Origin of the sequence: Ruminococcus sp. NATIVEDY160 (genome assembly GCF_045819885.1) — a bacterium.
In the GTDB taxonomy this organism is placed as follows: domain Bacteria; phylum Bacillota; class Clostridia; order Oscillospirales; family Acutalibacteraceae; genus Ruminococcoides.
Genome location: NZ_CP162391.1, coordinates 1,624,166 through 1,645,350 on the forward strand (window position 1 = coordinate 1,624,166; position 21,185 = coordinate 1,645,350).

Genomic DNA, 21,185 nt, shown 5'->3' on the forward strand with positions numbered 1-21,185 from the left:
TTTAAATTCCACCGTTTTCGTCCGGTACATCATCAAAATAGCATCACATTTTCGGTGTGTTTTTTGCGATAAAACCTTGTATTATTCACATAAAAATATTCTCCGCAACACCATCTTAGGTGCTGCGGAGTTTTGCGTTATCTTTGATTACAGCGTCGCAAATTTTGAGATTGCTTTAGCTCTTTTTTGAGTAGTCGTGAAAGAAGCCGTTCTTTTTGGCGGCTTGCGCCCACAACACCAATTAAAAGGAAATCGTCAAATCCTCTTTTAATGGCCTCCTTGACAGCAAATACAGTATCGGTATCATCTTTTTCGCAAGGCAGCACAATAGTTTCCACACCAAGGTGCGGGTTATCGTGGGAGTCAAAATCTCCCACGATAAGTCTGGGATTTACTTGCAAAGATTCTAAATGATTCAGTCCGCTGTCGCAGAACACGATGAAATCACCGTTGCGCAAACAGCTTTTGATGTATTCATAATTGTTTATGTCAGCACCGCCGACAATAACACAACGTTTCATTATAGAATATCCACCATTTCGTTATTAAGTGCCTTGTTCATACTTCTGACCGCGCAGAACTTACCGCACATAGAACAGGTATCTTCGTGCTCGGGCTTGCGCTTGTCACGGATGCACTTTGCCGTTTCAGGATCAAGAGCACATTCCCATTGAGCCTCCCAATCGAGTGCTCTTCTTGCGTCTCCCATGCGGTCATCAATATCTCTTGCGTGAGGGATCTTCTTTGCAATGTCGGCTGCGTGAGCTGCGATTTTTGATGCGATAATACCTTGCTTTACGTCATCCACGTTGGGAAGTGCCAGATGCTCGGCAGGGGTTACGTAGCAAAGGAAAGCAGCTCCGCTTGCGGCGGCAATGGCCCCGCCGATGGCAGAGGTGATGTGGTCATAACCGGGAGCGATATCCGTAACAATGGGGCCGAGCACGTAGAAGGGTGCACCCATGCAGATGGTCTGCTGCATCTTCATATTCGCTTCGATCTGGTCCATAGGCATATGTCCGGGACCTTCTACCATCACCTGAACGTCCTTTTCCCAAGCACGCTTGGTCAACTCCCCAAGGCGTACAAGCTCCTCGATCTGGCAGACGTCGCTTCCGTCGGCAAGGCAACCGGGACGACAAGCATCGCCGAGAGAGATGGTCACGTCGTACTCACGGCAAATCTCAAGGATCTCATCGTAGTATTCGTAGAAGGGATTCTCTTCGCCGGTCATACACATCCAGGCAAAGACAAGCGAACCGCCACGGGAAACGATGTTCATCTTTCTCTTGTGCTTACGGATCTGATCAATGGTTTTGCGGGTAATGCCGCAATGGAGGGTTACAAAGTCAACGCCATCTTCTGCGTGAAGTCTTACTACGTCGATAAAATCCTTTGCGGTAAGGGTTGCAAGATCTCTCTGATAGTGAATAACGCTATCGTATACGGGAACCGTACCAATCATAGCAGGACATTCGCTGGTTAGCTTTCTGCGGAAGGGCTGAGTGTTGCCGTGGCTGGACAAATCCATAATTGCCTCAGCACCCAAATTAACGGCTGCCATAACCTTTTCCATCTCAATATCGTAATCCTTGCAGTCTCTCGATACGCCAAGGTTGACGTTGATCTTGGTGCGAAGCATAGAGCCGACGCCGTTGGGATCAATGCAAGTATGTAATTTATTTGCACAAATAGCAACCTGTCCTTTGGCAACAAGGTCACGGATTTCTTCCTCAGTTCTGTATTCTTTTGCAGCAACTGCCTTCATTTCAGGGGTAATGATGCCTTGTCTTGCGGCATCCATTTGTGTTGTATAATTTCTCATTGTTTTTGGTTCCTTTCAAGTACATTTTATTTAGAAAACTTACCGGTCAGATCAAAAGCATGGTTCATAGGTCCGGATCCTTGCCCCAGATCGAGCATATCGGCAAGTGCAAGAGAGATATATTCTTTCGCTCTCTGTACAGACGCTCCAAGATCATAGCCTTTTGCGAGGTTGGAGGCAATTGCAGATGACAAAGTACACCCCGTACCGTGTGTGTTCGGATTGTTGATGCGTTTGCCCTTAAACCAACGGTATGTACCATCTTGATACAAAAGGTCGTTGGCATCGTTAATACTATGACCGCCCTTGAGCAAAACAGCACAGTGATAGGTATCGCCGATCTTCTTTGCCGCTTCGACCATATTCTCTTCATCTCGGATGGACATAGCCGCCAGGACCTCTGCCTCGGGAATGTTGGGTGTCACAACGGTGGCAAGGGGTATCAGGTATTCCTTAAGGGTATCGATTGCATCCTCGCTGATGAGTCTTGCTCCGCTGGTTGCCACCATAACGGTATCCACAACGATATTCTCTGCCTTATGATATTTGAGTCTGTCAGCAATAGCTTGAATAAGCTCACTTGAAGATACCATACCGATCTTGACAGCATCGGGACGAATGTCCTCAAATACCGCGTCGATCTGCTGTGCTAAAAATTCGGGAGTCGCTTCCTGTACTCCTCTTACACCGGTCGTGTTCTGTGCCGTCAGTGCTGTGATCGCACTCATGGCATAAACACCATTCATCGTCATTGTTTTCAAATCTGCTTGAATACCGGCGCCTCCACTGCAGTCGCTTCCTGCAATGGTCAATGCTGTTTTCATTTTCATAAAAATACTCCTTTCATTTTTCAGCATCGTTTTGTATAGCGGCATAAGGTGGTGCCCCCAATCTGCCGCTTGTTTGTTATATGGTTTTCAATATAGAATCTGCAAAATCACGGATATAATAATCAGCAAGACTTTGCAGTTCATTCTGTCGGTTTTCGTGCCTGTCATAAACGCCAACAGTTGTAAATCCGTCTGCCTTTGCAGTCTTGAGCGCAAATAAAGCATCCTCAAAAATGCAGGTTTCTTCTTTAGTTGTACCAAAATGCTTCAATGCCTTTCGATAGATGATCGGCTTGTCCTTGCCGAAACCAACCTCAGCGCAGGTGAATATCTCGGAGAAGTAATGACGGATACCAAGTCGTTCCAACGTTTCTTCCACAAGATATCTGTCTGTCACCGTGGCAACGCACATCTTAACGCCGTTCTCCTTAAGCCAACGAAGATACTCCGCAATGCCAGGTTTGAGAGTGACCTTTGTTCTGTAGATTCCCTCAACCATAGCGTTGACGCTGTCCACAATTTCTTTGACAGAAAGTGTGACGCCGTAGTGCTCTCGGTAATATTCGGCTGCCTCCTCCAAGGTAAGCGTCATAAATATCTCTTTCAGATCCTCATGCGGTTCTTTACCAAGTGTTCGCAGATAATCCTCGCCGATGGTTTCCCAGATAAACATGGAATCAAGAAGCGTTCCGTCAAGGTCAAAGATGGCTCCCTTTAGCATAAGCCAAGTTCCTGCGCTCTTGCTTTCAATTCCATCGCCGCCGTCTTGGGATCATCCGCTTTCATAATGGCTGACACTACACAAATTCCGGCAATGGGAATGCCTGCAAGCACGTCAATGTTATCCTTGTTGAGTCCGCCGATGGCATTCGCAGGAATCGGAACAGCGTTGCATATATCCCGAAGGGTATCGGTAGAAGTCAGAACAGTCTTTACTTTGGTCGTGGTAGGATAGATTGCTCCTACACCGAGATAATCAGCACCCTGCTCGTAGGCTTCCTTTGCCCACGGAACCGTCTTTGCCGTTGCGCCTACGATCTTATCTTCGCCTATGAGTTTTCTTGCGGTTGCAACGGGCATATCCTCAGCGCCCACGTGAACGCCTTCTGCATCAATAGCGAGAGCAACATCCACACGGTCGTCAATAATCAGCGGCACATTGTAACGCTTGGCGATGGCGTGAACCTTTTCGGCAAGCTGGATATACTCTCGTGTGCTCTTATTTTTTTCACGAAGCTGAAGAAAGGTTGCACCGCCAATGAGCGCCTGTTCCACACGATAGAGGAATTCTTCCTCGGTGTAGTTCGTGCTGTCGGTGATAAAATATAAACTTGGATCAAACTTTTTCATTCTCTTTACCTCACACATATAGATAATCGTTCAAGACAGGCTGTAAGCCTTCCTCGGCAATATCCTTGTACATTTTATCAAGGCTGCGGTTATCGTCTATTTCAAACTGCTCGTCGCCTTGCACATCACCCGTTTCTTTGCCGGTGTATTTGCTTTCGTGATCGCCGATACCGGTGGAAACTCCTGCCGAAACCTTTGTGGCGGCGATCTTCACAATACCATTTCTAAACTCAGCACTCTCACGGGAAGATACCGTAATACCAACGAAAGGCAAGAAAATACGGTAAGCACAAAGAACCTGACAAAGCTGCTTTTCATGAACGTCCAAGGGGTTGATCTTATCGTTATTGATAATAGGTCTGAGTCTTGGACAGGATAAGGACATTTCGGCGTGAGGATATTTCCTCTGCAAGTAATAGACGTGCAACGCACTTGCCAAAGCATCCTTACGGAAGTCCGACAGACCAAGGAGTGCCGAAAATGCAACACCACGCATACCGCCGCGAAGCGCACGTTCCTGTGCATCAAAGCGGTACGGCCAAACACGCTTGTGACCGAGCAAGTGAAGCTGTTCGTACTTATCGGTATCGTAGGTTTCTTGGAACACCGTTACATAGTCCGCACCGCATTCGTGGAGATAGTTGTATTCATCGGTATTAACGGGATAGATTTCAAGCCCGACCATACGGAAATATTTTCTTGCCAGCTTGCAGGCTTCACCGATATATTCCACATTGCTCTGTCCTCTGCTTTCACCGGTAAGGATTAGAATTTCCTCCATACCGCTGTCGGCAATGACCTTCATTTCTTTTTCGATCTGCTCCATAGAAAGCTTCATACGCTTAATGTGGTTGTAGCAATTAAAACCACAATATACACAATAATTCTCGCAGTAATTAGCTATGTAAAGAGGGGTAAACAAATAGACGGTGTTACCGAAGTGCTTACTTGTTTCAAGTCTTGCACGCTGAGCCATCTGTTCAAGGAACGGCTCTGCCGCAGGAGAAAGCAGTGCCTTAAAATCTTCAACAGTGCAATTGTCGTGCTCCAAAGCCGCCTTTACATCAGCGGCGGTGTATTTTGAATAATCATAGGAGTTCATCTGTGCCATCACATTTGCACACACATCCGATTCAATCACTTCCATCCCCGGCAGATATTCCATATGGTTCTTTCGGGAGGATGGATCGGTTTCAAGACGATGCTTCTTCGCAAGTGCTTCCGGCGATAAATGCTCCGAATCTACAAAAAATTGATTTTCCATAGTTTTCACCTTAATCTCTGAGGAAACCTGTTAGCGGATCGGATGCAGAAGCTCCACGTGTCAGCACTCTGCCAAGTCCTGCAAGGTAAGCTTTACGTCCTGCTTCAATGGCATTCTTGAATGCAGATGCCATCATAGGAAGGTCACCTGCAGTTGCAAGAGCGGTGTTCGCCATAATAGCAGCGGCGCCCATTTCCATTGCTTCGCAAGCCTGAGAAGGTCTGCCGATACCGGCATCTACAATTATAGGCAGGTCGATCTCATCAATCAAAATCTGAATGAATTCTTTTGTGGCAAGACCTTTGTTAGACCCGATAGGAGAAGCCAATGGCATAACGGAAGCTGCACCGGCGTTTACAAGGTCACGAGCTACATTCAAGTCGGGATACATATAAGGCATAACCACAAAGCCTTCTTTGGCAAGAATCTCGGTCGCCTTGATAGTTTCTTGATTATCGGGGAACAGATACTTGGAATCACGCATAATTTCAATTTTTACGAAATTGCCGCAGCCAAGTTCTCTTGCAAGACGAGCTATACGAACAGCTTCTTCTGCATTTCTTGCACCACTAGTGTTAGGAAGCAAAGTAATTCCTTCAGGAATGTAGTCGAGGATACTTTCCTGCTCCTTGGTATTTGCACGGCGAACAGCAAGGGTGATGATCTCTGCTCCTGCATCCTTCACTGCTGCTTCAATCAGTTTCATCGAATACTTACCGGAGCCGAGAATAAAACGGGAGTTAAATTCGTGTCCGCCAATAATCAGTTTATCGTTATTCATTTTTGTTTCCTTCTTTCATTAAGTTTCAAATTGTTCTGCTAAGATTCTGAGTACAGTATGGGCTTGATGAGCTGCACAGAGCATTACACGGGAAGATACGAGACCGCCTCCCGATTGCACGTCACTTTTCTCGTCGCCACATAGATAAAACTTGCTTGTGATTTTTCTCGTCCTGATAGAATTAGCACTACCGAAACCTGCCATACCCGATGCCGCAACAAGATATTTGTCGGGCATTTCTTCAAGGACAAGATTGGTAAGCATTGCTTTGCACTCTGCATCATCAAAGGCTTCGCAGATAATATCTGCACCTTGCAACAAATGGGTGGCATTTTCTTCTTTTACACAGATAGTATGCGTTTCAAGAGTAACATACGGAGCGATCTCTAAAAGATTATCCCGCAAGGCATCCGTCTTGTTCATCCCAAGCTGATTCGCTTTATACTGCTGTCGGTGCAAATTGGTAATATCCACACGATCAAAGTCAATAAGAATCAGTTTTCCAATACCCGCACGGGCAAGAGAAATAGCGACATTAGAGCCGAGACCGCCAAGACCGCAAATGGCAACCGTTACCGATGAGAACTTCGTTTGCAGCTTCTCGCCGTGTCGCTCGGCTAAAGCTTTATTCCATTCTTCTTTCGTTGGGATCAGATTAACCACCCCCCACAAAGCTGACAACCTCTACGCTGTCGCCGTCCTGCAATACGGTTTCGCCATACTGCGATTTGGGAACGATATCTCCGTTTCGCTCTACTGCGATTCGCTTGGGATCGTAGTTTGTAGTTGCAAGGTATTCCGCTACTGTCTTACCTGCAATATTCAGTTCTTCGCCGTTGATCTTTACCATAAAAACACCTCCAAAAACAACAAAAAAGGAAGCTACCGATTTGGTAACTTCCTTAATGTACTTCGTTATTCCTAATATCCTTGTATCAGGCATCCCTACGTTGGCATTATCCAAATCAGGTTCTCGGTCGAAGGTCACACCTTCCTCTCAGCCCGTAATACAAGCTCCCGTTTATTTAGTCGTTTTATTTATTATACATCACTTCGTAAAAATATACAAGTCTTTTTGGTGAAAAAAGTTTGAACAATTGAAATTATCCCTCGTAAGGACGAATGCGAAGTGTTGCACCAACAGATTCACAAATTTTTCGACAGATCTCCTGTTCTTCCTTTGACACCACTATGCTATCGAGTCGCCTTCCTATAAGAAGATTGAACAGGTATATAAAGCGACGCATATTTCATACGAGTCTCTTCCACTGACAAACTCCGGTATTAACAGCAAAGCCCTTGCTGAATCGAAAGCCGATATATTACATACCACTCCTTTCCGTAGCTACCCCAGCGGTGTTACAGCAACAGCATCCAAACGTCATGAATATATCCGTTGGTCTGAAAAGGACAACAGATATATTATTGAGGACGATTTTGAATCCGAGTTCTCAGTATCCACTAAACCTACGGAAACACTGTTTGCTCTTTCTAATAGTGATAATGTCATCTATCTTAATACCTTTTCAAAGACGATTTCTCCTTCGTTGCGTATTGGCTATATGGTTCTACCAAAACATCTTGTAAAAACCTTTGATGATAAAATAGGATTTTACTCCTGTACGGTGCCCACCTTTATGCAGTATGTGCTTACTGATCTAATTAACAATGGTGACTTCGAAAGGCATATTAACCGGGTTAGAAGAAAAAAACGTAAGGAATTATCGTTCATATAGAACTAAAGGCGGTAGAGAAAAAAATCTACCGCCTTTAGTTAATTGTAAATTATATTATGGTTTATAATTTCTGTGGCTCTGTTGCGGATGTTGTTCATCCGAGCAACCCACTCCATTTGATTTTCTGCTTTAAGTTGTTCGGTAATGCCTTCGGACTCTTTTAATTGCTTGATTAGTGTATCAAACATTTCCTCTGCTTGAGAATTTATATCGCAAAGATGGAAATTTAGTTTACATTCCGTTTGAAGTCGGTTGTACGTGAATTTGCGGTGATGTTTAAGATAGTCCAAATGCCACATACCCAAAAGCAATGGTTGACCGTTCAGATCTATGCGTTTTCTACGTTACGCATAGGAGTGGCGGTGCTTATCAAACGCTGCGATATGCAGAAAAGGCAAATGCAAATATTATCAATCTATGTGAATGATTCAACTTTTCGGTTACAGTTTTGCATTTCTGTATGAAGAAAGTTTGTGTTTATCCATCACGTTGTTATCATATATGATAAGCGACAAGGTTAATGAAAGTCAAAAACAACTCAAATTTATTGACCCAGTGCCCAAACGAAAAGCAAAGACTCATCAGGTTTTCGTTGAACTGCCTAAACTTTTTGCCGTAAAAAAAGTTTTTCACTCTTTCTCTTGCGCGGAGCAACTCTGTTTTGGTATGATGTGGGCAGTCAAACAAAGCGCTTTTTTGACATGACAATACTTTATTTCAAAGGAGAATTTGTTATGTTAACACTTAAATCGAAAATGAATACCAAAGTAAAGCCCGAGCCGCTTCCGGATGATGTTATCGTTATCAGAAACGACCTCGATTATGCCAAGCTCTTTGAACACCCGGATTGCGTTTGCGCGGTAGTGGAATGGTGCGGCTGCGTTGAGAATAACGCTTTTACAAATATGCGGCAGCTCAGGCAGGTGATTTTGGGCGATGATATTGAGGATATCGGCGCAGAAGCGTTCAAGGGCTGCTTCAATCTGTTAAAAGTGGATTTGCCTGCTCGTGTGAAAAATATCGGGCTTTTTGCCTTTGAATCCTGCACTTCGCTTGAAAGCGTCACCCTTCCGTACGGCTTGGAAGTAATCCGGTCAGGCACGTTTTCAAATTGCAGAAAGCTAAAAGAAATCCATATTCCTTCCACGGTGACATGCATTGAGTCGAGCGCTTTTGCCGATTGCACGGAGCTTGAAAGGGTGTATGGCGGCGAAGGGCTTGTGACGATTGAAAGGGAAGCGTTTTTTAACTGCAAATCGCTGAAAAGCTTCCCGTTTTCTCCGTCCGTCTGCCACGTTAACGCAAGAGCGTTTATGGGCTGTCCGTTACATTTGCCGGTTACCTATTATCGCGCGCTGTCGCCTCGGGTAAAATACGGAAACAGAACCTTTGCTGTGCCGGACGGCGTGCAGACCATCGGCGCATTTTCGTTCGGCGGCTCAAAAACGATTAACCGTGTTGTACTGCCCGACAGCGTGCGTAATATTTCGCGCTATGCGTTTTCCAACAGCATGGATTATGTAGAAGACGGCTATGATGACATCTATGATATTGTTGATGACTTGCCCGAAAAAATGAATATGCCCAAGGGCTATATGAAGCAGCAGGAGCAGTTTGACGCAATCATGGCACTGACGTTGTGCAATTCGGTTTGGAAAGGCATGACCGATGAAAATGATTTCGCCTCCGTTGCGCTGTTTCAAAACGACAAAACCGCACGCTTTCTTGCGGCGGAAATCATTAAAGAAAAAGACCGCGACAACCCGTATTTGGATATTAGAAAGAACTCAATTGCGTATATGCGCGCGCAATACCGCCATACCCCCGGCGATATGCTTCATCTTGCGGAGTTTATGTCCTTTTTCAACTGCCGATTTTATGGCTACGGACTTGACCCGGAGCTCTATTCCTTTTTCGAAAGTTCTTTTCATGATGGAGAAGCCATTGACAGCCTTTGCCGCGAGGCGATTCAGTGCGGCGCCGGGCAAGCTGTTGATTTGTTTGAAAAATATTGCCGCCTGCCATCCGGCGGAGTACCTTTTGTCTGCATGCTTATCTCTCCTTATGAAGCGGATTGGCTGCTTGCATACCGCTTTGAAAACGCGGCGCTTATCGGCGAGTCGGATTTGCACTATTCCACGGGCGAATGTGTACCAAGGGAGTTTGTGCGCTCCATGGCTGCATCGTCCATTCGGAATGACGTGTTGAACAGCCTGCTGCCGGGCTGTTTTGAGGAAAAACATTCGCCTGAATTAGAAGAATATCAGAAGGCGTTTGCTTTGGTTCCTGACGAGGATTGGCTGATGCTGCTGCGCAGAAATCCGGAGCAGGAACGGGATCTTTTGACTATGATGTGCCGCTACAGCGATGATGGCATGCTGAAAAAACTCTTTGAGCATTATTGCAGGCTGTCGGAGAACTGGAGCTACACGGAAGAAATTACAAGAACGAATATGTGGTTGCAGGCTTTTAATAATAACGAGTCCTATACTGCCAAAAAAATTTGCGCTGAGCTTCTTGAAATTCTTGAAGACCTCGAAGACGAGGAAGAATACGAGTTGGAAGATTGGCACTTTGATTGGCAGGAATCCTCCGGCGAACAGAACGAACAGAGCAAGACGGAATCCTTTGATGGCTGGGACGATGATTGGGAGGAATCCTCCGGCGGCGAAACCGGCGAGCAGAGCAAGACGGAATCCTTTGATGGCTGGGACGATGATTGGGAGGAATCCTCCGGCGGCGAAACCGACGAACAGAGCGAACAGAGCACGTCGGAATTCTTTGACGACACGTATTATGAAGAAGGCATGGATATCTTCGGCGAGCATTACGCGGATGACGAAGAAGATTGGGAAGAAGATATGTAAAAAATCCCCCGGCTTTAAAGCCGGGGGAAAGCTTTGTGCGGTATATTACAGAATTTGTCCGTCCAAATAAAAATTAAAATTCTCATTTGACGTTGTTTCATTATCATAGTTCGATAAGAATAAAATTTTACCTTTGGAATAATTAAAGACAACCGCGTAGTAATACTTATCGCCGAATGGATATTCTGTTTTACGTTGTTTTTGACGTGTACGGTTGCTCAGCGCAATGGTTTTATGCTCACCGTTATTGAAATAGATATGAATGTATTCTGTAAGCTCGTCGCCCGAACCCTCAACCGCCAATTCAAATCGACCGTCGGGCTTTTCGGTTTTAATCAGCTCTTTGACCTCATTTTTATCCGTAACATCGTTGTTGATCCAGATTTTTTTTCCGCACAGCACGTAGTATTGAGGAGCGGCTTTCCCTCCGGGTTCAACAACCACAAACTGAGGCGTTTTGCAGCTGCTGTCATAATAACCCAGATAGTGGCTGAGCAGCGGATACGGATTTGCAGGCAGATATATCATGTAGGGATACGACAGTTCCGCTGCCAAAAACAGCGTTTTGCCTGTTTTGCTGTCTTGCGTTAAAAGCTCCTTCAGCGTTTTGCGCTTATTGTCAAACGGAGAGGTACAGATGGCTGCGTTCATTCTCTGATTAGCCATTGTTTTGTCGGGGTTTTTCTCATCCTTTACAGTCGACTCAAAGCATTGCTGAACGACGTCTATATTCTCAAAATGCGCATCGATATAATACAGCTTTGATATCAGAAAGATATATTGGAGTTTGTGCGATTCATTGATGGAAGGAATCATATTCTGAGGATAAGGGTAATGCACGGAAAAAACATTTTTGTCGGGAGTAACGGAATATTGCTGTGTGCATGTGAAAGAATCAAGCCGGCCGTTTTGCAGTCTTTTCTTGAATTCTTCCATAGATTCTCCGTCATGCGGATTCAGCAAATCCACCTTATCGGGCTCACGCTCCGCTTTTTTCGGCGGCGGATTCAGCAAATCCACCTTATCGGGCTTACGCTTCGCTTTTTTCGGCGAGGGCGTATATTGCATCAACATATACCGCTTGCCTTTTTTTGTATTGTTGTTTGTATTGTTGTAGGATAAAAAATTCTGAGACCATTTTCCCAATTTCTTTACCGACCAGAAGCATACAGGCGCGTCCGGCTCCTCAGGGCAGATTCCGCCAATATCTTTCATACGGTTGTGCGCCAAATCATATTGCTTTGTCCTGATAATAGTCTGATAAGATTGATCCAGATAGTTGCCGAATTTGTGGTACACTATCCTTTCAGAGTCAATCATATCAAATATTTGTTCTTTCGTCATTTTCTCCAGACCAAATGACTGCAAATCCTTTATGCTAAGTTCCTTTTGCAGATACTTTTTGATGATGTCGGAAAGCACTGCACGCCAGTTTTCGTCTGTGAGTTTGTAAGTATCAAATTTTCTTCTGAGAGCGTTTTCTACGTCGACCTCAGCTTTAGTCAGCAATTCTTCAAAGTTGTCACAGCCAAGCCGCAGACAGTCTTTTGTTCTATTTCGCAATTCATCCTTTGGTAATTCATTGAATTCATTGGTATCAATAAGGTGTGAGCGTTGTTCGCCCAAATCATCCTTGCCGTTATTATTACCGTTGTAAAGCTTATAACCCATTGTGCGGAAAGCGTGCATCACAAGCGTTTCATGATCCAGAAGGATATCGTGTTGGTTTTCGTTTTCGTCAAGGTTGGTTTCGGGATACCACACGCGCAGAATTGTGAATTCTTTTTCGCGTTCATCGACAAGATTATAGTTGCTGCCCTTTTTTTCTCTGGAGGCAATGCTGTTGATGTGCGAAAGCCATCGGTGATAAAAATCCAAAGCCAGTCCGACATAGACCTTCTTTTTCTTCGGTTGCACGATAGCATAAACGCCGCTGCTTTGTTTCGCGTATTTCTCCACTTCGATATTTTCTACAAGTATTTTCATGGCGAGCCTCCCTAAATAGTTCTTAAAGAATTATATCATGGGGGTTTTGGAAAGTCAACATTTAGGAATATTCTCCATAACTAGTCACTGCCTTCAAAACAAGCAATCAGTATAATTCTCGATAAACAGTGCATTTTTCATCGAAATGTGCTATAATAAGTGCAAGAAAATAATCAAGAGCAATAAAAAAGCTTGCACTTAAGTTAGAGGACAGTATGTATAAGTTCCATAGAAATCAACAAATGAGTTTTACAGATTTCAATCAGCCCGCAGGGATGCAGATGGATCCTGAGAACCGCTGGGTAAAGAAGGCTGCGAGTATACCGTGGTACGACATCGAGATAAAATATGCCGCGCTGTTTCCGAGCGAGACCGGTATGCCGGCAAAACCTTTACAAACAGCTCTCGGGTCGCTGATGATCCAGAAGAAATATGATTATTCCGACCGTGAGCTTGTCGAGCAAATCAAGGAGAATGCCTACTACCAATACTTTATCGGACTTCCGGGATATTCTTATGAAGCGCCTTTTGCGCCGTCACTTTTGGTAGAGTTTCGCAAACGTCTGACAGATGACATCCTTGAAGATATCAACGAAATGATGATTCAATTCAATCTGCCTGAAAACAATGAAGACGATAATTCGGATAACAACAGTCACTTCGATGGCGGCGAGGATGCTGAAAGCAAAGAGAATGAGAACTCCGAAGCAGACAACAAAGGCACATTGATTCTTGACGCTACCTGTGCTCCTCAGAACATCTCTTACCCGCAGGACATCAATCTGCTGAACGAGGCAAGAGAAAATCTTGAATCCATCACAGACGATATCTGCTATACCTACAATTTTTACAAGCCAAGGATGTATCGCAAAAACGCGAGAAAAGATTATCTGAATTTGGCGAAATGCAAAAAGCGTACCAAGAAAAAGATCCGCAAGGCAATCAAGCAGCAGTTTCAGTATATTCGTCGAGACCTCGGTTATATCGATATGTTTGTATTAGCCAACGGAGTAGTTCTTACCGAAAAGCAAGCCAAGCGGTTAACGGTCATCAAAGAGCTGTATGAACAGCAAAAGTATATGTATGACAACAATGTTCACAGCGTCAAAGACCGCATCGTCAGTATTTCTCAGCCGTATATCCGACCCATCGTGCGCGGCAAAGCAAAAGCTCCGGTAGAATTCGGTGCAAAGTTGGATATGAGCATTGATGAAAACGGATTCGCACGGTTAGAGAGATTATCCTTTGACGCTTACGTACCGAAAAAGTCAGCTTGGAAAAGATTAAGGCAATATTACAATCTTTGGGATAATTGCTTTAGTCATACTTTCCTGTATGTTCTCCGGAAAATAGTTGTATAATGTATCAAAAACAATCCATGATGATTATTCAATTGCAATCGGTTTGATTTACCTTACCAGTGACAGCGTTCCTTCTGCCCCTGCCATTCAAAAAACGGCTTAAACACTGCGTTTAAGCCGTTTTTCTATTGCGTTTGCATTCATATTTACAGGGCTTTTTCTACCGTTTTTCCACCAAAATATCGCATGAAATGCTTTAAATTCCACCGTTTTCGTCCGGTACATCATCAATATAGCATCACATTTTCGGTGTGTTTTTTGCGATAAAACCTTGTATTATTCACATAAAAATATCCTCCGCAACACCATCTTAGGTGCTGCGGAGTTTTGCGTTATCTTTGATTACAGCGTCACAAATATTGATTCAACACTTACAATTATCTCTATTTGCTCGAAATCAGGAAATGCTTTTTTACTTTTATATTCTTTTCTATCATAACGACCTCTTGCTCCTTCTGATCGCGGCGAGCATATCCATATTGCCGTGCTCGATCTCGTTTCTCAGCGCCGCGACGATCTGATCCTTTCGCTGTAGAAAATCCGGACCAGTCAGGTTCTTGCCCGACACGGTATGGTGGGTGATGAAGGTGCAATCACAGGTCAAATTTTCAACAAACAGCAGTAGCTCTTCCAGCATTTCCTTTTCGGAAAGCGGCGTAAATTCTCCGCGCTGCGCTTCTTCAAGCAGCGGCGTTCCGGGAAATAAGGCCAAGCCGCCTGTGCCGACGAGCATGGGCTTGCACTGACTGAAAATGATTGCCGAGTTGATGGCGTGATCGCGGCTGTGTTCTCTGCCTGCCGTTCCGTTGAGAAAGGTCATCCAAAAGTCGATGCCTGCCTCATGCAGTTTGTTGCATTGCTCAATGATGTCTGAGGCGTGATAACCCTTGTTTATGCGGTCAAGCGTCCAATCATCGCCGCTCTCCACGCCGAGGGAAATTTCTTTCACACCCAGCTCGCGCATTTTCTTCAATTCTTCAACGGTCTTGTTGCGAATATCGGTAACGCGGGTCGCGGCGTAGATATATTCCATCTTGGGAAGATACTTGTTTATCATCACAAGTATCGGCTCTAATTTGTCAAATGAAAGTGCAAGCGGATTTGCGCTCAATAACTGAATTGTCGATGCGTCTGGCTTAATAGCCGCGATCTCCTGCAAGTCCTCCTCGATATGTTCAATAGGGGACATCCTGAAAGGAACGTCGCGGTACATCGTGCAGAACTTGCATTTGTTGTGCGTGCAGCCCTGCGTGATCTCCAAAAGCGGAAAAGTCGGCCAATACGGATTGCGATAAACGGTTCCTGTAAAATGCATAACGTCCTCCTTACAGCTCTACAGCCATTTCTTCTATGGGCTTGTTGCGGTAATGCCACGCATGCGCCTTGGACTTTTCATTCGGATAGCCGAGTCCAAGAAACATCACAGGGATGATATTCTCCGGCAGATGAAAGGTGTCGACAACTGCTTTGGAGTCAAAACCGCGAATCCAGATAGAATGAACGCCGAGCTCCTCTGCCTCGTACATCATCGTTGCAGCCGCAATAGACGCATCCTGCTCACCGGAATTATAGTTATGATAATAGCTATCTTGCGAATTTGTCCAGACGGTATTTATATCATAGCAAACCAATATCATCAGCGGCGCTTTATAGGTGAATGGCGTGACCGTTTTTGCGGTCGCAAGCGCCTGCTCACTTTTAAGCACATAGAACCGCTGCGGCTGGTAGTTGCAGGCTGTCGGCACGATTCTTCCGGCTTCCAAAATCTTATCGATCTTTTCCTGCTCAACCGGTCTGCTGTCAAAGTTGCGCTCGGAATATCTATCTCTTGCCAATTCAAAAAAGCTCATTTCAAAACCTTCTTACTCTACAAAAATACTACCTAATTCCTTTACGATCTTCTCACACGGGTCGATCGACTTGATAAGGCTCGCTACACTGCAAACGGTGTTGACTCCCGCGTCGGGATCGCCCTTGAGCATATCGTAGAAGAAGCTGCCGGAAGGCGGATCAAAGTCGCCGTTTTTGTTCGCTTCAATGCCCTCTCTGCCGATTTTGTTCGGCACGGTTCTCCACTTTGAAAAACCATCGCTCTGCGTGAATACAAGAAAATCATCGGGATGCGTGTTCAAAATATCCTGCTTGGTTTTATCCGCTGCACGGCATTCCTCGGAAAGAATAAAACGTGTGCCGACAAATACGCCCTCTGCTCCGACGACCTGAGCGGCTTTTGCCATCTTCTCATTGACGATACCGCCTGCGGCAAGCACGGGAATGCTGACATATTCGCTGAGCAGCGCGGTTGCGACAGTTGTACCTGTCGAGAGAGAAGGCATACAACCGCCCTCGTCACAGCCTGTAGCGACAATGATATCCGCGCCTGCTTTTTCGGCTTCGATCGCACCTCTGACAGAGGGATTCGCCTCGCGCATGATCACGGTGAAGCCGTCCGCTTTCCACTGCCTGATCTCATCGGGAGATACATTTCCGGCGACGACAAGGATCATCACGCCTTCTTCCTTCGCCAGTTCGATCATCGCCTTGCTGAAGCCGTAAGGATCGCCTGCTTCGGGGAATACGTTGATTCCGAAGGGCTTGTCGGTCAGCGACTTGGTGTTGCGGATCGCCTTGCGCATTTCCTCAACACTCTCTTGGATTCCGCGGACGATCTCGGTAGAGTCGGCGCTTGTTCCCAAAACGCCCAGACCGCCTGCGTTCGATACAGCTGCGACAAGCTCGGACGAGGTGATCCACGCCATAGGTCCCTGGATAACGGGATATTTAATGTTTAAGATTTCACATACACGGTTCATAAAATCAATCCTTTCAATTTGTTGTCTTTATTTTACCCGAAAATATTGACAATTTCCACTTACAGAAATATAATTATGATAAGTTATTTTACAAAACTATATTTTTGTAAGAAAAGAGGTTGTTATGGCTGAAATCACAAAGCTGTGGATAGCGGACAAAATGAAAGAATTAATGAAGCAGAAACCGATCGACAAGATCCGCGTGACAGAAATTTGCAAGGCGGCGGAGATAGAACGTCCTACCTTTTACTATCATTTCAAGGACAAGTATGATCTGGTGGCGTGGATATTCTTTCAGTCGGCAAATAAGACCAATATTGTTTCTATCGAGTCAGCTGCCGAGAGTATGAAGCAGATGAAACAGGATTTTTTGTTCTACAAGCGCGCGTATGAGGATTCATCGCAAAACGCGCTGTGGAGCTATATGCTTGAATATTTTGTGCAGCGCTATGAAAAGATCGCAAAAGAAAAGCTGCGTACCGAAGTGCTCGATACACAGCTCAAATTCAGTATTCGCCACTACTGCTACGGTTCTGTGGGTATGACAAAGGAGTGGCTGTTATATGACAATACCACCTCTGCCGAGGTCGTGGTCGAAATGATGTTCAATTCTATGCCGAAAGAATTATACGAAGTATTTCTCTGAATCAATATTTGATCGTATTGATCTTTATTTTACAATCTCACCCGTCCATGTATTTGTGCCGCCAAATTCATATACATTGGTATATCCGATATTCGCGAGCTTTTGAGAAGCCTCTTTGCTCCTGCGTCCGCTGCGGCAGTAAACCAAAATAATTTGGTTAAGATTGGGCAGTTCCTCCGGCTGCTTATCCGTGATACTCTCGTTGGGAATGAGCACCGCGCCGGGAATATGCCCCTCGTCATACTCATCTTGACGGCGCACGTCAACGATGATATGACCGTCATCCTTTGTCATCATCTCTTTGGCTTCCTCCTGCGTGATCTGCTTGTAGGAAACTGCAGAACTGCCTGACGGCTGTGCACAGCCTGACAGCAGAACAATGATCACAAAAAATACGATTGCTAATCTTTTCATCTCTTTTTCTCCGAACTGTTTATTAATTCAAGTTTTTCAAGCCGGGACAGCCTCTTGATGTGAAATTCCCGGCTCATCGCTTCCTGTTTGGTTTCAAATTCTTCGTAGTAAACCAATGCAACAGGCCGCCGCGTCCGCGTGTATTTTGCAGCTGTGCCGGCATTGTGGGCAGCAAGACGCTTTTCAAGATCATTAGTCCATCCACAGTAAAGCGTGTCATCGACACATTTGAGAATATAGGTGTAATTACTCATACAAAAACAAATCTTTTCAGTCTACCGAACGCTTCCGTTACAAGTGAATACGGAACGGCGAGGTTCATTCTTATACCCCATTCATCATGGAACGGCGCACCCTGCTGCCACGCTACACCTACATCCCAACCTCTCTGAATCAATTCATCAATCGTGAGATCGTGTTTTTTACAATAATCCTCGCAGTGCAGGAACAGCATATATGTGCCTTCGGGTTTCGATACCTCTATGCCCTCAAATTCGTTTTGTATCAAATCATAAGCATAATTGATATTCTTTGACAGCACCTCGCAGAGCTCGTCCACCCACTGATGCCCTTCGTCCTTGTATGCGCCGATCAGGGCGTGCATGGAGAGAACGTTCATTGAATTATAATGAGTCGCGTCCGATTCCCGTTTCATTCTGTCCTTGAGATAGTTATTGTAAATGATATGATAACTGCCGATCAATCCGGCGAGGTTAAAGGTCTTGCTCGGAGCGTAAACGGCAATCGTTCTGTTCTTTGCGTCCTCGGAAATGCTTTGCGTCGGGATATGTTTGTTGCCGTTCAAAAGTATATCAGACCAAATCTCATCGGAGATAACGATACACTGATTCTCCCTGAAAATAGCCATCGCCTGTTCGAGTTCTTCCCTCGTCCAAACTCTGCCGCAGGGATTGTGCGGACTGCAAAGGACAGCGAGGTGTATGTGATTCTCTTTGATTCGTCTGTCCATATCCTCGTAATCCATTCGCCATATGCCGTTTTCATCTTTCTTCAAAGGACTGAGCTCAGCGACTCTGCCCGTGTTTTCCAAGACATGAGTAAATCCTATATAGGTCGGGCTGTGGAGCAGAATCTTTTCGCCCGGTGCGGTAAATGTCTTGATCGCAGTACTGACGCAGCCGAGCACACCGTTCTCATAGCCGACATTCTCCCTTGCTAAACCGGTCACGCCGTTGCGTTCCTTATGCCAGCGGATGATTGAATCGAAGTATTCATCTGTCGGCAGATAGTAACCGTAAGCAGGATGTTCGGCTCTTTTGATGATCTCATGCGGGATAGTCGGCACGGTCGCGAAATTCATATCCGCTACCCACATAGGAATCACCGTAAAGCCGTTTTTCGGCTTTGTGGGAACAACAGCCCAATCTACGCCTGCGCCGATAGCGTCAACCGCAAGCGCGTCTTTACCTCGACGATCCATAATCGTTTCAAAATCATATGTCATAACCGGTATCTCACTTTCTATTATTCTTCGCCCCGCCAAGAGCGAAAAAACTCATTTATTATCCCTCATAAATTCCTTTTTATCTTATTTAATAATACATCAAGCCCAGACTTTTGTAAACTGCAAAGAAGCGCCTTTGCCGCATTAATTCTCCATATCGAGTACGTTTCTTACTCTTTTGGGAAACCACGACACAGGCGGATTCTATTGGTTATAGTGTACGAGCGAAAAATGCGTGTAACTGCCGATAAAACCGCATAACACTCACAAAAAATACTCTCCGCAACACCTATCCCGGTGCTGCGGAGTTTTGCGTTATCTTTGTTTACAGCGTCGCAAATTTTGAATCATTCTATTTATACATGGTTTTTCCCATCCGCATGGTTTGATATTTTGCTAAAAGTAAATGTTTTAACCCTTTCTTTTACTTTTCAAATCCCCCCACTTTACTTCAGATTATATAATCTTAAATAATTTTGCATAAATAGTTTTTTTACAGATTATTATGATTGCTAATTTTCAATTATATCAATACTATTTTGGTAACTAATATTTTAGCAGTTCGTTATATACCTCAATAGCATATCGATCAGTCATTCCAGCAATAAAGTCAATAATAGCCTGAAGATATATTATTTTTGTTTCAAGGCTACCATAGATTTTATCGTTATTATATCTTTTATATTTCCCTGGGTGTTCGCCCAATAAATCTAAGTAAACGTATTTATCCAGATAATCTATAAAATCATTAATTAGTTTTGGATAAACTTTCTTAAGTTTTAATAATGAAGTAATAGTGTTTTGCGTATCATATGCTTCAATCAAAACCATATAAATTGATCGTATTAACGATTTTACATAATTACGGTATACATCAAATTTTTTGTTGCGATATATCTTATCATAGTTATACGCTTTAATCTCATTAAGTAAATCATTGTATTCATCACCAAGTCGAATACCACTTTCAGGTGAACTGTTCTCGCAAATGCTGATAATAAAATTATGCATTATAACAGTGGTGTTAATTGCTTTTTGACCATATTTTTTTGATATTCTTCCAAGTTCAAACAGATCTTGCCGTGTTAAAAAGTGTAATCTAACGGCATCTTCAATATCTCTACCGAGGTATGCGATTTTATCTGAAATTTTCACAACACATCCTTCCCACGTAAAAGGTTGATATTCTCCCGAAGTACTAAATGTGTTTAAATCAATTGCTGATTTTCTTGGCTTAATTCCGTTTTCATCCACTTCACCGCAATGAGAAATAATTCCATCACGTACTGCATAAGTTAAATCAAGATTGCAATAATTTCTTTTTTCATTTTCCAATAGTTCTAACTTATCTACTACTCTCAAACCATTTCGTTCATGCCAAAACTTATCTAACCCATTTTCTTCTCTGATTTTTGTTAATTCTACTTCTCCTTCGTGTCCAAAGGGAGCATGTCCGAGATCGTGCCCTGTTGCAATAGCTTTTGTAAGATCTACGTTTAGCCCAAGATGTTTCGCAATTGTACAGCTGACTGATTCTACATGCTGTACATGCTCCATTCGAGTACAAATGTGATCGTTATCTATATTAAAAAACACCTGTGTTTTATGCTTTAATCGTCTGTACGCAAGACTATGTAAGATTCGTGTATAATCACGTTCATACGGGGAACGTATATCATTTTCACGCTTATAAAGCGGTTTCTCTCGCGCAATATGAATATCCCAGTTGTTATTATCTGACGTAGATGATACTTCATTAAATCTTTTTTCTTCCATAGTTCTTCTCCTTGATATTTAATTCAATTTTTCTTTATCAATTAAATTTAAAATCATATTATAATAAATCA

22 protein-coding genes and 1 riboswitch are annotated in these 21,185 nt (G+C 44.1%); of the genes, 4 read left to right on the forward strand and 18 right to left on the reverse strand.

Annotated features, from left to right (window positions below):
• Positions 1-137 precede the first annotated feature (137 nt).
• From AB1I49_RS08005 to thiS, 9 genes are all read right to left on the reverse strand, one after another.
• Positions 138-521, reverse strand: a complete 384-nt coding sequence (locus AB1I49_RS08005; protein WP_407720641.1) for a hypothetical protein — start codon at positions 519-521, stop codon at positions 138-140.
• Positions 521-1,825, reverse strand: coding sequence for a phosphomethylpyrimidine synthase ThiC (thiC, locus tag AB1I49_RS08010; RefSeq protein ID WP_407720642.1), 1,305 nt, complete (start codon positions 1,823-1,825; stop codon positions 521-523). The genes AB1I49_RS08005 and thiC overlap by 1 nt, the downstream gene beginning before the upstream one ends.
• Before the next feature lie 26 nt (positions 1,826-1,851).
• Positions 1,852-2,649 carry a bifunctional hydroxymethylpyrimidine kinase/phosphomethylpyrimidine kinase gene (gene thiD / locus AB1I49_RS08015; protein ID WP_407721659.1) on the reverse strand — a complete coding sequence of 266 codons (798 nt, stop codon included), beginning with the start codon at positions 2,647-2,649 and terminating at the stop codon, positions 1,852-1,854.
• A gap of 82 nt (positions 2,650-2,731) precedes the next feature.
• The gene (locus tag AB1I49_RS08020; RefSeq protein WP_407720643.1) at positions 2,732-3,376 is read right to left on the reverse strand and encodes an HAD family hydrolase; all 645 of its coding nucleotides are present in this window, start codon (positions 3,374-3,376) and stop codon (positions 2,732-2,734) included.
• On the reverse strand, positions 3,370-4,005 hold the full coding sequence (gene thiE, locus AB1I49_RS08025) for a thiamine phosphate synthase (protein WP_407720644.1): 636 nt from the start codon (positions 4,003-4,005) through the stop codon (positions 3,370-3,372). The genes AB1I49_RS08020 and thiE overlap by 7 nt, the downstream gene beginning before the upstream one ends.
• A gap of 10 nt (positions 4,006-4,015) precedes the next feature.
• On the reverse strand, positions 4,016-5,269 hold the full coding sequence (gene thiH, locus AB1I49_RS08030) for a 2-iminoacetate synthase ThiH (RefSeq protein WP_407720645.1): 1,254 nt from the start codon (positions 5,267-5,269) through the stop codon (positions 4,016-4,018).
• Positions 5,270-5,279: 10 nt separating this feature from the next.
• Complete coding sequence (locus tag AB1I49_RS08035) at positions 5,280-6,050, reverse strand: thiazole synthase (RefSeq protein ID WP_407720646.1); 771 nt, start codon at positions 6,048-6,050, stop codon at positions 5,280-5,282.
• Between the two features lie 18 nt (positions 6,051-6,068).
• On the reverse strand, positions 6,069-6,713 hold the full coding sequence (thiF, locus tag AB1I49_RS08040) for a thiamine biosynthesis protein ThiF (protein ID WP_407720647.1): 645 nt from the start codon (positions 6,711-6,713) through the stop codon (positions 6,069-6,071).
• A complete protein-coding gene (gene thiS / locus AB1I49_RS08045; RefSeq protein ID WP_407720648.1) occupies positions 6,706-6,900 on the reverse strand; it encodes a sulfur carrier protein ThiS in 195 nt (64 codons plus the stop codon). The genes thiF and thiS overlap by 8 nt, the downstream gene beginning before the upstream one ends.
• A gap of 75 nt (positions 6,901-6,975) precedes the next feature.
• Positions 6,976-7,081: riboswitch (TPP riboswitch) on the reverse strand.
• 165 nt (positions 7,082-7,246) lie between these two features.
• On the opposite strand from thiS, the gene AB1I49_RS08050 reads away from it, so the two are divergent.
• Positions 7,247-7,786 (forward strand): aminotransferase class I/II-fold pyridoxal phosphate-dependent enzyme, encoded by a 540-nt coding sequence (locus AB1I49_RS08050; protein ID WP_407721661.1) that lies wholly within the window; start codon positions 7,247-7,249, stop codon positions 7,784-7,786.
• Positions 7,787-7,824: 38 nt separating this feature from the next.
• On the opposite strand, the gene AB1I49_RS08055 is transcribed toward AB1I49_RS08050, so the two are convergent.
• Positions 7,825-8,085 (reverse strand): TnpV protein, encoded by a 261-nt coding sequence (locus AB1I49_RS08055; RefSeq protein ID WP_407721662.1) that lies wholly within the window; start codon positions 8,083-8,085, stop codon positions 7,825-7,827.
• Between the two features lie 435 nt (positions 8,086-8,520).
• Here AB1I49_RS08055 and AB1I49_RS08060 point away from each other — a divergent pair, with 435 nt between their 5' ends.
• The gene (locus AB1I49_RS08060) at positions 8,521-10,653 is read left to right on the forward strand and encodes a leucine-rich repeat domain-containing protein (protein ID WP_407720649.1); all 2,133 of its coding nucleotides are present in this window, start codon (positions 8,521-8,523) and stop codon (positions 10,651-10,653) included.
• Positions 10,654-10,698: 45 nt separating this feature from the next.
• Here AB1I49_RS08060 and AB1I49_RS08065 read toward each other — a convergent pair whose 3' ends face one another.
• Positions 10,699-12,639 (reverse strand): GIY-YIG nuclease family protein, encoded by a 1,941-nt coding sequence (locus AB1I49_RS08065; RefSeq protein WP_407720650.1) that lies wholly within the window; start codon positions 12,637-12,639, stop codon positions 10,699-10,701.
• A 215-nt stretch (positions 12,640-12,854) separates the two neighbouring features.
• Between AB1I49_RS08065 and AB1I49_RS08070 the strand changes: the two genes are divergently transcribed.
• Positions 12,855-14,000, forward strand: a complete 1,146-nt coding sequence (locus tag AB1I49_RS08070; protein WP_407720651.1) for an IS5 family transposase — start codon at positions 12,855-12,857, stop codon at positions 13,998-14,000.
• Positions 14,001-14,433: 433 nt separating this feature from the next.
• Here AB1I49_RS08070 and AB1I49_RS08075 read toward each other — a convergent pair whose 3' ends face one another.
• Genes AB1I49_RS08075 through AB1I49_RS08085 form a run of 3 tightly spaced genes read right to left on the reverse strand, consistent with a single transcriptional unit; the run spans position 14,434 to position 16,813 of the window.
• Positions 14,434-15,315 (reverse strand): radical SAM protein, encoded by an 882-nt coding sequence (locus AB1I49_RS08075; RefSeq protein WP_407720652.1) that lies wholly within the window; start codon positions 15,313-15,315, stop codon positions 14,434-14,436.
• Positions 15,316-15,325: 10 nt separating this feature from the next.
• Positions 15,326-15,850 carry a nitroreductase family protein gene (locus tag AB1I49_RS08080; RefSeq protein WP_407720653.1) on the reverse strand — a complete coding sequence of 175 codons (525 nt, stop codon included), beginning with the start codon at positions 15,848-15,850 and terminating at the stop codon, positions 15,326-15,328.
• Positions 15,851-15,862: 12 nt separating this feature from the next.
• Positions 15,863-16,813 (reverse strand): NAD(P)H-dependent flavin oxidoreductase, encoded by a 951-nt coding sequence (locus AB1I49_RS08085; RefSeq protein ID WP_407720654.1) that lies wholly within the window; start codon positions 16,811-16,813, stop codon positions 15,863-15,865.
• Between the two features lie 124 nt (positions 16,814-16,937).
• On the opposite strand from AB1I49_RS08085, the gene AB1I49_RS08090 reads away from it, so the two are divergent.
• On the forward strand, positions 16,938-17,459 hold the full coding sequence (locus tag AB1I49_RS08090) for a TetR/AcrR family transcriptional regulator C-terminal domain-containing protein (RefSeq protein ID WP_407720655.1): 522 nt from the start codon (positions 16,938-16,940) through the stop codon (positions 17,457-17,459).
• Positions 17,460-17,483: 24 nt separating this feature from the next.
• Here the strand turns inward: AB1I49_RS08090 and AB1I49_RS08095 are convergent, their stop codons facing one another.
• From AB1I49_RS08095 to AB1I49_RS08110, 4 genes are all read right to left on the reverse strand, one after another.
• On the reverse strand, positions 17,484-17,873 hold the full coding sequence (locus AB1I49_RS08095; protein ID WP_407720657.1) for a rhodanese-like domain-containing protein: 390 nt from the start codon (positions 17,871-17,873) through the stop codon (positions 17,484-17,486).
• The gene (locus tag AB1I49_RS08100; RefSeq protein WP_407720658.1) at positions 17,870-18,127 is read right to left on the reverse strand and encodes a GIY-YIG nuclease family protein; all 258 of its coding nucleotides are present in this window, start codon (positions 18,125-18,127) and stop codon (positions 17,870-17,872) included. Before AB1I49_RS08100 ends, AB1I49_RS08095 begins: the two co-directional genes overlap by 4 nt.
• On the reverse strand, positions 18,124-19,338 hold the full coding sequence (locus tag AB1I49_RS08105; RefSeq protein ID WP_407720659.1) for a MalY/PatB family protein: 1,215 nt from the start codon (positions 19,336-19,338) through the stop codon (positions 18,124-18,126). Before AB1I49_RS08105 ends, AB1I49_RS08100 begins: the two co-directional genes overlap by 4 nt.
• 546 nt (positions 19,339-19,884) lie before the next feature.
• Positions 19,885-21,114: a deoxyguanosinetriphosphate triphosphohydrolase family protein gene (locus AB1I49_RS08110; protein WP_407720660.1), complete on the reverse strand. Its 1,230-nt coding sequence runs from the start codon at positions 21,112-21,114 to the stop codon at positions 19,885-19,887.
• Positions 21,115-21,185: the final 71 nt, after the last annotated feature.

What these genes read in the sequence shown, in the direction of transcription:
- AB1I49_RS08105 (WP_407720659.1), bottom strand. Translation starts at nt 19,338, where the DNA reads ATGACATATGATTTTGAAACGATTATGGATCGTCGAGGTAAAGACGCG.
- thiS (WP_407720648.1), bottom strand. Translation starts at nt 6,900, where the DNA reads ATGGTAAAGATCAACGGCGAAGAACTGAATATTGCAGGTAAGACAGTA.
- AB1I49_RS08005 (WP_407720641.1), bottom strand. Translation starts at nt 521, where the DNA reads ATGAAACGTTGTGTTATTGTCGGCGGTGCTGACATAAACAATTATGAA.
- AB1I49_RS08055 (WP_407721662.1), bottom strand. Translation starts at nt 8,085, where the DNA reads ATGTGGCATTTGGACTATCTTAAACATCACCGCAAATTCACGTACAAC.
- thiH (WP_407720645.1), bottom strand. Translation starts at nt 5,269, where the DNA reads ATGGAAAATCAATTTTTTGTAGATTCGGAGCATTTATCGCCGGAAGCA.
- AB1I49_RS08070 (WP_407720651.1), top strand. Translation starts at nt 12,855, where the DNA reads ATGTATAAGTTCCATAGAAATCAACAAATGAGTTTTACAGATTTCAAT.
- AB1I49_RS08035 (WP_407720646.1), bottom strand. Translation starts at nt 6,050, where the DNA reads ATGAATAACGATAAACTGATTATTGGCGGACACGAATTTAACTCCCGT.
- thiD (WP_407721659.1), bottom strand. Translation starts at nt 2,649, where the DNA reads ATGAAAACAGCATTGACCATTGCAGGAAGCGACTGCAGTGGAGGCGCC.
- AB1I49_RS08065 (WP_407720650.1), bottom strand. Translation starts at nt 12,639, where the DNA reads ATGAAAATACTTGTAGAAAATATCGAAGTGGAGAAATACGCGAAACAA.
- AB1I49_RS08080 (WP_407720653.1), bottom strand. Translation starts at nt 15,850, where the DNA reads ATGAGCTTTTTTGAATTGGCAAGAGATAGATATTCCGAGCGCAACTTT.
- AB1I49_RS08020 (WP_407720643.1), bottom strand. Translation starts at nt 3,376, where the DNA reads ATGCTAAAGGGAGCCATCTTTGACCTTGACGGAACGCTTCTTGATTCC.
- AB1I49_RS08060 (WP_407720649.1), top strand. Translation starts at nt 8,521, where the DNA reads ATGTTAACACTTAAATCGAAAATGAATACCAAAGTAAAGCCCGAGCCG.
- AB1I49_RS08095 (WP_407720657.1), bottom strand. Translation starts at nt 17,873, where the DNA reads ATGAAAAGATTAGCAATCGTATTTTTTGTGATCATTGTTCTGCTGTCA.
- AB1I49_RS08100 (WP_407720658.1), bottom strand. Translation starts at nt 18,127, where the DNA reads ATGAGTAATTACACCTATATTCTCAAATGTGTCGATGACACGCTTTAC.
- AB1I49_RS08085 (WP_407720654.1), bottom strand. Translation starts at nt 16,813, where the DNA reads ATGAACCGTGTATGTGAAATCTTAAACATTAAATATCCCGTTATCCAG.
- thiC (WP_407720642.1), bottom strand. Translation starts at nt 1,825, where the DNA reads ATGAGAAATTATACAACACAAATGGATGCCGCAAGACAAGGCATCATT.
- AB1I49_RS08090 (WP_407720655.1), top strand. Translation starts at nt 16,938, where the DNA reads ATGGCTGAAATCACAAAGCTGTGGATAGCGGACAAAATGAAAGAATTA.
- thiE (WP_407720644.1), bottom strand. Translation starts at nt 4,005, where the DNA reads ATGAAAAAGTTTGATCCAAGTTTATATTTTATCACCGACAGCACGAAC.
- AB1I49_RS08075 (WP_407720652.1), bottom strand. Translation starts at nt 15,315, where the DNA reads ATGCATTTTACAGGAACCGTTTATCGCAATCCGTATTGGCCGACTTTT.
- AB1I49_RS08110 (WP_407720660.1), bottom strand. Translation starts at nt 21,114, where the DNA reads ATGGAAGAAAAAAGATTTAATGAAGTATCATCTACGTCAGATAATAAC.